The organism is Ruegeria sp. CDSB117 (assembly GCF_059611005.1).
This window is the reverse complement of record NZ_JBXWOS010000001.1, coordinates 201,088-213,152: the sequence shown is the minus strand read 5'-3', so window position 1 is coordinate 213,152 and position 12,065 is coordinate 201,088. Positions and strand designations below refer to the sequence as shown.

Genomic DNA, 12,065 nt, shown 5'->3' with positions numbered 1-12,065 from the left:
GGCGGTTCGCGCCGGGAGCTTTGGGCGTGGCGAAAGCGCTCAACCGCCCTCGCGTCGTTCGCGGATTTCACGTTCGCGCAGGGGCGTTTTGTCGATGGAACGGCCGATTTCACGTGTGCTCCACGGCGAAGGTTTGCGCAGTTTGACCACGCCGTCCTTGTCGACGAACACCATCTGGAAGCCGCGCGGGCGCAATTGTGACCGGATCGGAGATCGGGCGGACGGATCGGTATCGGTCAGCACGACCACATCCCGGTCGCGCATGGCTTCTTCGCCTTCCAGAAGCATGTCGATTTGCTGCCGGAAACGCGGGTCGGCTGGGGTATCGGCAAAGACAACGATGGGCCGGTTGACCCATAAGTATTCGCTCAGCTCGCTATCACCAGCGGGGCGGACAAAATCTTCATCGGCGGGCGCAGACCCATCTGCCGCCATAGCGACCAGCGGGAATAGTGCCGAGAAAACAAGGGCAAGCGTTCGTGTCATAGGGCCTCCTGTTCGTTTGAATATAGCCTCTGCGCCGGTGAATGCGACCGGCGAAATGCACGAAGGCTTCAAAATAACGCGTTTACACCTGCCGCGACGCGCGGCACCGAACGTTAAAACGCGCAGGCCAAGCCTGTTCGCGACCCGAATTGAGAAAAGGAATACGCAATGACCGATACGAAAGACTGGCAGGCGCTGGCCGAGAAAGAGCTGCGCGGACGCCCGTTGGACGACCTGACCAAAGAGACTTTGGAAGGTATCGACGTCAAACCTCTTTACACGCAGGAAGACACCGCTGAGCTGCCGCATATGGGGTCGCTGCCTGGGTTCGGTCCTTTTACGCGCGGTGTGAAGGCGACCATGTATGCGGGCCGCCCTTGGACGATCCGCCAATATGCAGGCTTCTCGACCGCCGAAGAATCAAACGCGTTCTATCGCCGCAATCTGGCGGCCGGTCAGCAGGGTGTGTCGGTCGCTTTCGATCTGGCGACGCACCGCGGCTATGACAGTGACCATCCGCGCGTTGTCGGTGACGTGGGCAAGGCCGGTGTGGCAATCGACAGCGTCGAGGACATGAAGATCCTGTTCGACGGTATTCCGTTGGACAAGGTTTCGGTCTCGATGACCATGAACGGCGCGGTGGTTCCAATTCTGGCCAGTTTCATCGTTGCAGGCGAAGAGCAGGGGCACGACAAATCCGTCCTGTCCGGCACCATTCAGAATGACATTCTGAAAGAGTTCATGGTGCGCAACACTTACATCTACCCGCCTGAGCCTTCGATGAAGATCATCTCGGACATCATTGAGTTCACGTCGAACGAGATGCCGAAATTCAATTCGATCTCGATCTCTGGCTACCACATGCAAGAGGCTGGGGCGAACCTTGTGCAAGAGCTGGCCTATACGCTGGCTGACGGTCGGGAATACGTCCGTGCCGCCACGCAGGCTGGCATGGATGTCGACAAGTTCGCTGGGCGTTTGTCCTTCTTCTTTGCTATCGGCATGAATTTCTTTATGGAAATCGCCAAACTGCGCGCCGCGCGTACGCTGTGGCACCGGGTGATGACGGATTTTGGTGCGAAATCCGAACGCTCCAAAATGCTGCGGACTCATTGCCAGACTTCGGGCGTGTCGCTGCAGGAACAGGACCCGTATAACAACGTGATCCGTACCGCCTATGAAGCGATGAGCGCGGTTCTAGGCGGCACGCAGTCGCTGCACACCAATGCTCTGGACGAGGCGATTGCGCTGCCCACTGATTTCTCGGCCCGAATCGCGCGGAACACGCAGCTGGTTCTGCAAGAGGAAACCGGTGTGACCGATGTGGTCGATCCGCTAGCCGGTTCGTATTACATCGAAAGCCTGACCAACGAGTTGATCGAAAAAGCCTGGGCCTTGATGGAAGAGGTCGAGGAAATGGGCGGCATGACCAAGGCCGTTGCCAGCGGTATGCCCAAGCTGCGCATCGAGGAAAGCGCCGCCCGCCGTCAGGCCATGATTGACCGCGGTGATGAGGTCATCGTCGGTGTCAATAAGTACCGCAAGGAACAGGAAGACCCGATCGACATTCTGGATGTCGACAACGTCGCCGTGCGCGAAGCTCAGGTCGCGCGATTGGATCGTATCCGCGCCACCCGCGACGAGGCCGCCTGTCAAGCGGCGCTGGACGCGCTGACCAAGACCGCCAGTGAAGGTGGAAATCTGCTGGCCGCCGCCGTCGAGGCCGCCCGCGCCCGTGCATCCGTAGGAGAGATCAGCATGGCAATGGAAAAGGAATTCGGCCGCCACCGCGCCGAAGTGAAAACGCTGGCCGGTGTCTATGGCGCAGCCTACGAAGGCGACGAAGGCTTTGCCGCGATCCAGAAGTCCATCGAAGAATTTGCCGAGGCCGAAGGCCGCCGTCCACGCCTGCTTGTGGTCAAGATGGGGCAAGACGGGCATGACCGCGGTGCTAAGGTGATCGCAACCGCCTTTGCGGATATCGGTTTTGACGTGGATGTAGGTCCGCTGTTCCAAACCCCAGCTGAGGCCGCGCAGGACGCCGTGGACAATGACGTGCACGTCATCGGTATTTCGTCGCAGGCAGCGGGGCACAAAACATTGGCGCCGCAGTTGGTAGAAGAGCTGAAGAAAGCCGGTGCCGAGGACATTCTTGTAATCTGCGGCGGGGTGATCCCGCAGCAGGATTATCAATTCCTATATGATCACGGCGTCAAAGCGATCTTTGGCCCGGGCACCAACATCCCCGAAGCCGCTCAGGACATCCTGCGCCTGATCGGTGAAGCGAAAGGCTGAGGCTTTCAAAGATTTTCGTCGAAAAATCTTGTGATCCACCGCCTTTAAGGAAAACATGCGACCAGATCCGATAGGGTTTGGTCGTTTTTCATAGGAGGCGCTGCGTGTTACTGGATCATCTGGCGGTTGCGGGCGAAACGCTCGAAGAAGCGTCTGCCCATGTCGAACAGGCATTGGGAGTACCGCTGCAGGAAGGCGGCAAGCATGAAAGATTCGGCACATATAACCGCCTGTTAGGATTGCGAGACGGCTTTTATCTTGAGGCCATCGCGATTGACCCACAGGCACCGAATCCGCAAAGAACCAGATGGTTCGATCTGGACCGGTTCAAGGGTGCGCCGCGCCTTACCAACTGGATATGCCGGGTGCCGGACATTTCAGCCTCGTTGACCGTGTTTCCGGATGGGGTGGGCCACCCGATCGACCTGGCCCGCGGGGCGTTACGCTGGCAAATGGCGGTTCCGCCAAACGGGCGTCTGCCCTTCGACAATCTGTTCCCGGCGCTTATTCAATGGCACGGAGATTTGCATCCGGCAAATATGCTGCAGGATAGCGGCTGCCGTTTGCGTCGGTTGGTGGTTTTTCACCCGGACGCGCTGGAGCTTGCCAGGCTGCTAGGCGAAATGGACGCTGTGGTTTTCGACACTGGCCCGGCCGCATTGCGGGCAGAGTTCGAAACTCCGCATGGGAAACGCGTTTTGGAATGAAAATCAGACAAGCCAAAGCCGCGGACGCCAAAGAGATAGCTGCGATCACCAACGCAATCATCCGCGACACGCTGGTAACATTCACAACCGACGAACGCAGTGCAGGCAGCATTGCACGTGACATCGAAGCGCGCGGTCCGGCCTATCTTGTGGCAGAACAGGACGACCAGATTCTTGGGTTTGCCACCTATGGTCCGTTTCGATCCGGTCCGGGATACGCGCAGTGCCGAGAGCTAACGATCCAACTGGCCACTGATGCGCGTGAACAAGGTACGGGGCGCGTTTTGATGCGGGCGCTTGAGGCCGCCGCCCGGGCAGAGGGAACTCATGCACTGGTGGCGGGGATTTCTTCGGCAAATCCGGGGGCAGTATCTTTTCACGCGGCCGTGGGCTTTGTCGAGGTCGGGCGCATGCCCGAGGTTGGGTTCAAGTGGGGGAAACGTCTGGACCTTGTGCTGATGCAGAAAATTCTTGCCGCAGACGGTTTGGTTGCACCTGACAGTCCCGATTTGGGACGCTAGGGTGCGCTCATGTCGATCTGGATCCGTATATCCGATGCGCTAAGCGCGCTTGCCCAGGGTGAAAGCCTTACCGCAGTCTTTGAAAAGCTGCGCTCGCCGCCCGAACGGTCGGTGGCCTTCACCATCGCTGTGATCGCATTGGGTGCGAAAATGGCCAAGGCGGATGGGCAGGTGACGCGAGATGAGGTCACGGCGTTTCGCGACGTGTTCCAGATTGCCCGCGATGATGAGGAAGGCGCGGCACGCGTGTTCAACATGGCCCGCACGGATGTTGCAGGCTATCAGGATTATGCCCGCAAGATCGCGCGCATGTTTTCTGAGGACAGCACCACGCTGTGCGATTTGATGGAGGGGCTGTTCCACATCGCCATGGCGGACGGGTTCTATCACCCCAACGAAAACGAGTTTCTGGAAGAGGTCAGCCATATTTTCGGCCAGACCGATGCGCAGTTCATGGCCTTGCGTGCCCGTTTTGTGCCTGATGCGCCCAATGATCCTTACACGGTTCTTGGGGTGCCACGGGACATGCCGTTACCCGATATTCGCAAGGTTTGGCGGCAACTTGTGCGCGAAACACATCCCGATGCGATGTTGGCACGTGGAGTTCCCGAAGAGGCCGTACGTTTGGCAGAAAAGAAGATGATCGACATCAACCGCGCCTGGGACGAAATCAACGGCGCGCAGGCCTGAGGCATGCGCCTCGCGACTTATAACATCGAGTGGTTCGCCAATCTGTTTGATCGTCATGACGAACTGATCACCGATGACAGTTGGTCAGGTCGCCATGATGTCACCAAGGCGCAGCAGATCGAGGCTATCGCCAAGGTTCTGACAGCGATCGATGCGGATGCTGTGCTGGTTGTCGAAGCACCAAACACAGGGAAATCTCAGAACACGGTCCGCGCACTGCAAAACTTTGCCGAGGCTTTCGATCTGCGCACCAGCGAAGCCGTGATGGGATTTGCCAACGATACACATCAAGAACTGGCTTTGTTGTATGACCCGCGCGTTCTGACGGTGCGACATGATCCAAAAGACGGAGGGCAACGGGCTCCGCGTTTCGATCACGTGTTTCACATCGACCTCGATATCGACGCAACCGAGGATCAGGTGCAGTTTTCCAAACCGCCTATGGAATTGGCAGTTGAAACCAAGGCAGGCGAACGGTTCCGTCTTATTGGCGCGCATCTGAAGTCAAAGGCGCCTCATGGGGCGGAAACCCGCGATGCGGCGATCCGCATCTCGATCGCCAATCGTCGGAAACAGCTGGCTCAGGCGATCTGGCTGGGCAGGCGGATCAAGGCGCATCTGGCGGCTGATGAACAGGTGATCTTAATGGGCGATCTGAACGATGGTCCGGGGCTGGACGAATTCGAAAACCTGTTTGGTCGCTCATCGGTTGAAATCCTGCTGCAATCGGGGGTGTTTGATCCCCACGCGGATACGGCCTTCAGGTCAGAACCGGGTGAACGCCCGTCGACCGCGCGTTTTTATCGGCCCCAAGATCGCGGGTATCTTGAGGCGTTGCTGGACTATATTATGATCAGCGATGGGTTAAAGGATCGTCGCCCGGACTGGCGCATATGGCATCCGTTTCGCGATCCGGCTTGCCGTGATGCGCAGGATCTACATGCAGCGTTGCTAACCGCGTCTGACCATTTCCCTGTCACTCTGGATATCGAGCTGTGATCTTTCAACCGCGTTTCAGTTGCCCTATATTTTCGATATGAAACGTTTCATTCCAATCTGCGCGCTGACCGTCACTTTTGCCCTTCCGGCCTCTGCCGAGGAAGAGGGGAACAAATCCCTGATGGAGCAGGGGGCAGAGCTGTTCTTTGAAGGCTTGCGCCAGGAGATGGAGCCTGCATTGGATGAACTGCTGGGCCTGGCCGAACAGTTTGGCCCTGCAATGCAGTCATTTATTGCGGAAATGGGGCCCGCCTTGGCCGAGCTGGCAGATGAGATTGAGGATTGGAGCGCCTATGAAGCACCCGAGATCCTGCCTAACGGCGATATAATTATCCGCAAAAAGCCGCCGCAGGACCCAGAGATACAGCCAGAGATCCCTGAAGGCCCGCCCGAGGGCGAAACCGAGATTTGATATCTAGCCCCGGATGATGACGCGGGTTTCGGATTTCAAAGCGTTCCCGAGTGATTTTAGCCGCGCCTCGGCCACTTCGTTGAACAGGGGGCGTGCTGCAGTTGGCAAGAACAGGTCCAGTTGTTGCTTCTTGGGGTAAAATTTTAAAGTCGCCATCGGCGCATCGTTCTGCATCCACAGCATAGCACCAAACCGCATGGCCTTTCCCAAAATCTCGGCCTGTTTTTGATCTTTCTCGTCTAGGAGTTCGTACAATGCGGTGAAGCGGTTGCCCTCGCGTTTGTTGCGATACCGGTGTTGTAGAGCCAGCCCGATATAGACTCGTTCTGAGTGCTTCAAGCCGCCCAGATTGGCTCGTGTGACGTAGTCGAAACAGACCTCGGCGCGATAGTCAGGATGTGCGCGCCAGCTGACGTCGTGCAACAGACAGGCCGCCTTTATCAGGCGGATGCGCGCGGGTGGGGCTGATTTGAACAGCGGCATCACGAAATCGAGCAGATGTTTTCCGAAACCGGGCAGGCGGGCGTCCTTGGCTTCGGAAAAACGGCTCGCCTCGATCAACGGATCGCGGTCCCGCAGGTTTTGTGGCATCTGCTCGTAAAGCAGACCCTCGCGGATACCATAGCTGGAAATGGCGATATCCTTGGGTTTGAACGTGCGAATCAAGCGTGCCAGCACATCCATCGCATAGGGGATCAGCGCCATCCGTGATCCCGACACACCGGCTTTGCTGCGCAGCTTTTCCGGGTCACCTTTTTCGATGAATTTAATGGTCTCGCGCACCTGCTTGGTGGTCATGCGATATTCATGCAGCACGTTCAGGGGATAACCCCGGCGCAGCATGTCCAGACGCGCAAATGCTCGCCAGCTTCCGCCCACAAGGAACAGGCGATCGCGTTGCGGCCCCATCTGGTCGCGCAGATCCTCCATCGTGGATTTGATGTGCGCCTTGCGTGCACGCCGGCCACCTTTGATGTCCCGCAGTTTCAGCGGCCCCAGCGCTGAGGTCAGGCACCGGCCGACACCGCCGTCTCCTATCTCGGCCAATTCCATCGAGGACCCGCCGATGTCACAGATCAGGCCATATGCGCCGGGCCATCCAAGCAGGACACCCTGCGCGGACAGGCGAGCCTCTTCATCGCCGTTAATGACCGATACGGTCAGGCCGGTTTCGGCTTTGACCTCGGCACAAAACTCGGGGCCATCCTCGGCCTCGCGCACGGCTGCGGTGGCGACGACATGCAGGCCGGGCAGGCCAAGGTCATCGGAGAGTTGGGCAAACCGGCCCAAAGCGGCCAGGGCGCGTTTGCGGCCCGTCGGGTTGAGCCGCCCTGTGTCCGAAAGGCCCGCGCCGAGCTCGCACATCACTTTCTCATTGTAGAAATAAGCCGGTGAGCGCGCGGCACCGTCAAAAATCACCATCCGGACTGAGTTTGATCCGACGTCAACCACGCCCACGCGTGACAGAGCTCGGGCTTGGGGGTCATCAAAGAGGGGTTTTCCGAACGGACCCCAGTCAGGGATTTCGGTAACGACAGTCTGATCCATGTCTCTTCCAGATATTCCGCGTGCAGAATGCGAGATGACCCGGCGTGGGTCAATTCCCAGATTGGATATCATCCAAATCTGCGCTCAAAACACGCACCGCCAAGGCGCGGGTAATGTCGCGCTTTTCCGATAGCGCAAGCTGGTCCAGTTGCGCCACGACACTGGCGGCAGTTTCAAAGCGCCGGTCCATATGTTTGACCAAATAGGCGATGACCTCAGGGCTGGGGTTCAATTGCCGGTCCACGAACAGCTTGGCCAGAACCGCGCCCAGCAATGCATCATCCGGAGGATCCAGTGCCACGTGATGCGCGCCCTCGATCCGGCTTTGGAGATCGGGCAACGGAAGTTGCCAGAAATTAGGGGCAAGCCGTCCAGTCATAAGAAGGGCGTTGCCTTCGGCCAACACAAGATTGTGCAAGTGAAACAGTGTTTTCTGTTGTTTTAAGTCGTCCGCGATCATCGGGACGTCTTCAACCGCGACAGGCGCGCGTGCCAGATCCGGCACGTCTTCGTGACGCACATCCGCGGCCTGAATGATCCGACCACCGGTTTCCGCCGCCCAGACATGTGCCAGATGGGTTTTACCTGCGCCCGCAGGGCCGCTCAGAACCAGTTTGTTGCCCGGCCAGGACGTGGCCGAGATCATTGCAACCGCCAGTGCATTCGCGGGAGAGACGAAAAAATCCTCACGCCCCAGCGCAGTTTTCGCCGGAAGATCAAAGCTTAGCTGAAGGGCCATATTACAGGTCTTCCTGATCCGCGCTTTCGAGGCCGGTATACAGGCGGCTGCCCAAATAGACCGATGTTGCATACCGCGCCAGCACTCCCAGCGCTGCGGCAACGGGCACCGCGATCAGCATCCCGACAAAGCCGAACAAGGCACCGAAAACTGACAGAGCCAGCAGCAACCATACTGGGTGCAAACCCACTGAGCTACCTACCAGCTTTGGCGTCAGGAAATTGCCTTCGGTTACCTGACCCAGCGCAAAGATCCCGGCAACCAGACCGATCTGCGCCCAATCCCCCCAGAACTGGAACAGCGCCAAACCAATTGCCAGCGTGCCGCCGATCAGGGCGCCGAGGTAGGGAATGAATGTGACCAGACCCGCGATGAAACCGACGATCAGTCCGAACTGCAGGCCGACCGCCATCAGTGCCACGGCGTAATAGGTGCCAAGGATCAGGCAGACCGTGCCCATGCCGCGCACGAATGAGGCCAGAACCGCGTCAATTTCACCGGCCAGTCGTTTGATCGTCGGGGCGTGATCGCGGGGCAGTAGATCACCGATCCGGGCGATCATGCGGTCCCAGTCCAACAGCATGTAGACGGCCACAACCGGAACAATGACCAACAGAACGACGACGTTGATCGCCGAACCCAATGAGGCAGCGACGGATTGCAAGACATCGCCTGTTTTGGATTTCAGCGTTTCACCCAGTGAGACGAGGAATTGGTGCGAATTGGATTCGCGGTCCAGAAGGGACGGGAACTGTTGTTCGATGAAGCTGCGCAGCTGTTGGAACAGGCTTGGCATAACTTCGACCAACTCGATCAACTGGGTAATCAGCGCGGGAACAACCATCAGGATTGCCAGAGCAAAGCCCAGAATGCCAACAACTGTGATGATCGCAGTGGCTGCCATGCGCGACAGGCCCAGATTTTCAAGACGATCTGCAATCGGGTCAAGGAAATAGGCGATTGCACCGCCAATCACAAAGGGTAGCAAAACGTCTCCAAGTGCCCATAGGCAAAGCACAAAAATGGCAGCCGCGACGCCCCAATACCTGAGTTGATCCTTTACCGGCAAGGCCATGCTTGTCCCCTTGTTTTTGGCTCTTACCGGTGTTCTTGGCTTAACCGGTCCCGCGATGCAAGCGGTTCATGCCTTGGGGATTTCCAGGAATTATGAGTCCAGCGTTCCGAGCTCGGGCGTATCAGCCGTGGCGGTTTCATCGGGCCAGTTTGTGCGCCATATTTCTGCGGACCAATGCCCGCAGTGAACCGCAGGGCGATCAAAGCCGGGCAGCGGCGATAACAGTAGCTCGACGATCACGTCGTGACGCGGAACCGCGAAATAAGGGAAGGAATAGCGTTCTTTGCCAGATTTGTTGACCACCCGATGCGGCGTTGATTTCAACCGTCCACCCGACCACAGCTCAAGCATGTCGCCGATATTCACGATAAACCCGCCGGGTGGGCAATCCGGGGTGATCCATCCGCCATCGCGGGTCTGCACTTCTAGCCCGCCAACGGGGTCGGGGGCGATAATCGTCAGGGCATCCGTGTCCTTGTGGGGATGAATGCCAAAGCCTTCCTCATCCGGTGCCTGCGGCGGATAGTGCAACAGCGTCATGTTTGTCATGGGGGTGGCAAAGGCCTCTTTCAGGACGTTGGGCTTCAAACTCAGCCCAATTTCAAGCGCGCCCAGCAGCAGTTCGGCCACGTGGTCCAGTTGCGACCAATACTCCAATATCACTTCCCGCGCGCCCGGTACCTCCGCTGGCCAGAGGTTCGGGCCATAAAGCGCACAGTCATCACGAACCGGGTGGTCCTCGGAAACTTCGAAATGAAGCTTGTAACCTTCGTATTTGTCCGCCTTGCCCGAGCCATCATTGGGCGTGAAGAAACCCATGGGGATATATCCGCGATAATTGTTGCGGGTGATGGCCTGATCCCACTTGCTCTGTTCATCGATGTCAAAGATCGCGCGCGTCTTGGCACGGACCTGATTAACGGTGTCAGGCGAAACCCCAGTGCCTGTGATGGAGAGAAAGCCGATGTCAGTGCAGGCGTTCAATATCCGCTGAACGGTTGCGTCATGGTCCGGATGGGCCGTGTCTTGCAGCGGAGAGATGTCGATCGTGGGGATTGACTGCATCAGTGAACCCTCACGCCCTGCCGGTCCAGTTCCGCGTGAACAGGGGCAAGGTTCATCGCGTGTAGGTCCTGGTTGCCTTTCAGCGACAGGGCCGCGGCAATTCCTGCACCCTGTCCCATGACCGCGCAACAGGCCATGTTGCGCGTTGCGGCGTGGGCCACCTTGTCCGCACCGTGTGAACGGCCCGCGACCAGCAGGCCTTTGATGCCCTTGGGCAGCATCGAGCGATAGGGCACTTGCATATACCGCCCCGTGGTCGGCAGGATCAGTATGCCATAGCCGTCGATGAATTCGGGATAGATACCGATTGTATCCTCGAACCGGCCCTGATGGCGGGCGTCATCTTCAGTCATGTTATAGACCGCGTCGATCTTCCGCGTGTCGCGAATGCCGATGGTCATCCCAAAGTTTCGCAGCCGTGCGTTTTCACAACCGGGCATGAACCGGCGCAGCGCCTCAATGGCAAGCATCGACTGGCGGCGGCCCTCAATCTCGCCACGTGTCAAACTGTCGGGGTCGGTCCCGTCGATCTCGGCCAGGTGGATGAGGTTCATATAGGTCAGCTCACCCGTGTCATGCATTGCACCCCAGGTGCCCGCGATAGTGTTCAGATGCGGGGGGATAAGCCCTTGATCGATGGCTTGCTGGAATGGTTTGTGAACGAAGGGCGAAAACATGTCGTCTTCTTTGCCGCTCGTCTCGATATTCCACTCACCGCCGCCGCCCCAGTCCTTGTAGGTCTGGGGATCTGCCTTGACGCCCTCCATAAAGGCGCGTTTGTCGACCCCGGCCAGATGGAACATGACCGAAGCGGCCATCATGTCTTCGCGGGCGGTCTTGTGCGTCGGCGCGCCTGCGCGGTGGGCAACATCGGCGTCGCCGGTGGCGTCGATCACAACCTTTGCCAGGATCGCCTCGCGCCCCGCTTTGGATTCAGTAATGATGCCGGTGATCCGGTCACCTTCCATGATCGGAGCGACGAATTGCCGGTGCAGCATCGGATGAACGCCTGCCTCTTCAACCAGCTTGTCGGCCACTAGCTTAAAACCTTCGCTATCCAACTCATAGCTCAGCGACTGGCTTTCGGGCACCGCGGCGCCCATGTCCTTAGCACGGGTCTCGAACTCCATGCCGATTCCGCCAGCTTCGACCGTCTGTTCATGGCGATACCAGGCGAAGCCCTCAACGCCCACGGCGGTGATGTTGCCACCCATACAGCCAAAGCGGTCGACCAACGACACCTCAACACCGGCGCGCGCCGCAGCCAGCGCGGCGGCTAGTCCGGCTGGGCCTGATCCAACAACAAGAACGTCCGTTTGGTGTACCACGGGAATCTTACGAGCGGGTTCCTGAATTGTCTGCATAGGCGCCTCATGGGATTCACTTTCCCGCTACAATTGAAAACCCTGACTGGCGGGTCAATCAAAAAACCGACTGGCCCGAGGTCGCAAATTAACCAATGCATGATTGCCCCCGGCGGGGCTTTGGCATAAGCAACTTTGAAGTCCAAATTCACCTTCAAAGGTTC

The 12,065-nt window shown here is 58.3% G+C and carries 12 protein-coding genes; 6 read left to right on the top strand and 6 right to left on the bottom strand.

Annotation, left to right across the window (positions count from 1 at the left end; all coding sequences use genetic code 11):
• Nucleotides 1-39: 39 nt before the first annotated feature.
• Nucleotides 40-486, bottom strand: a complete 447-nt coding sequence (locus AC2FJC_RS01060) for a DUF4174 domain-containing protein (protein ID WP_058275658.1) — start codon at nucleotides 484-486, stop codon at nucleotides 40-42.
• A gap of 168 nt (nucleotides 487-654) precedes the next feature.
• On the opposite strand from AC2FJC_RS01060, the gene scpA reads away from it, so the two are divergent.
• From scpA to AC2FJC_RS01030, 6 genes are all read left to right on the top strand, one after another.
• Complete coding sequence (scpA, locus tag AC2FJC_RS01055; RefSeq protein WP_496738082.1) at nucleotides 655-2,781, top strand: methylmalonyl-CoA mutase; 2,127 nt, start codon at nucleotides 655-657, stop codon at nucleotides 2,779-2,781.
• Between the two features lie 104 nt (nucleotides 2,782-2,885).
• Nucleotides 2,886-3,488, top strand: a complete 603-nt coding sequence (locus AC2FJC_RS01050; RefSeq protein WP_496738081.1) for a VOC family protein — start codon at nucleotides 2,886-2,888, stop codon at nucleotides 3,486-3,488.
• A complete protein-coding gene (locus AC2FJC_RS01045) occupies nucleotides 3,485-4,009 on the top strand; it encodes a GNAT family N-acetyltransferase (RefSeq protein ID WP_496738080.1) in 525 nt (174 codons plus the stop codon). Before AC2FJC_RS01050 ends, AC2FJC_RS01045 begins: the two co-directional genes overlap by 4 nt.
• Nucleotides 4,010-4,018: 9 nt before the next feature.
• Nucleotides 4,019-4,699, top strand: a complete 681-nt coding sequence (locus tag AC2FJC_RS01040) for a molecular chaperone DjiA (protein WP_058275662.1) — start codon at nucleotides 4,019-4,021, stop codon at nucleotides 4,697-4,699.
• A gap of 3 nt (nucleotides 4,700-4,702) precedes the next feature.
• On the top strand, nucleotides 4,703-5,698 hold the full coding sequence (locus AC2FJC_RS01035) for an endonuclease/exonuclease/phosphatase family protein (protein WP_496738079.1): 996 nt from the start codon (nucleotides 4,703-4,705) through the stop codon (nucleotides 5,696-5,698).
• Between the two features lie 37 nt (nucleotides 5,699-5,735).
• Complete coding sequence (locus AC2FJC_RS01030; protein WP_496738078.1) at nucleotides 5,736-6,110, top strand: hypothetical protein; 375 nt, start codon at nucleotides 5,736-5,738, stop codon at nucleotides 6,108-6,110.
• A 3-nt stretch (nucleotides 6,111-6,113) separates the two neighbouring features.
• On the opposite strand, the gene AC2FJC_RS01025 is transcribed toward AC2FJC_RS01030, so the two are convergent.
• The 5 genes from AC2FJC_RS01025 to AC2FJC_RS01005 form a co-directional block, all read right to left on the bottom strand.
• The gene (locus tag AC2FJC_RS01025) at nucleotides 6,114-7,658 is read right to left on the bottom strand and encodes a Ppx/GppA family phosphatase (protein WP_496738077.1); all 1,545 of its coding nucleotides are present in this window, start codon (nucleotides 7,656-7,658) and stop codon (nucleotides 6,114-6,116) included.
• A gap of 49 nt (nucleotides 7,659-7,707) precedes the next feature.
• Complete coding sequence (locus AC2FJC_RS01020; protein ID WP_496738076.1) at nucleotides 7,708-8,397, bottom strand: HdaA/DnaA family protein; 690 nt, start codon at nucleotides 8,395-8,397, stop codon at nucleotides 7,708-7,710.
• A gap of 1 nt (nucleotide 8,398) precedes the next feature.
• On the bottom strand, nucleotides 8,399-9,472 hold the full coding sequence (locus AC2FJC_RS01015) for an AI-2E family transporter (protein ID WP_058276846.1): 1,074 nt from the start codon (nucleotides 9,470-9,472) through the stop codon (nucleotides 8,399-8,401).
• A gap of 90 nt (nucleotides 9,473-9,562) precedes the next feature.
• A complete protein-coding gene (locus tag AC2FJC_RS01010; RefSeq protein WP_496738075.1) occupies nucleotides 9,563-10,537 on the bottom strand; it encodes an isopenicillin N synthase family dioxygenase in 975 nt (324 codons plus the stop codon).
• Entirely contained in the window at nucleotides 10,537-11,901 is a 1,365-nt protein-coding gene (locus AC2FJC_RS01005; protein ID WP_496738074.1) for an FAD-dependent oxidoreductase, read from the bottom strand. Before AC2FJC_RS01005 ends, AC2FJC_RS01010 begins: the two co-directional genes overlap by 1 nt.
• Between the last annotated feature and the right edge of the window lie 164 nt (nucleotides 11,902-12,065).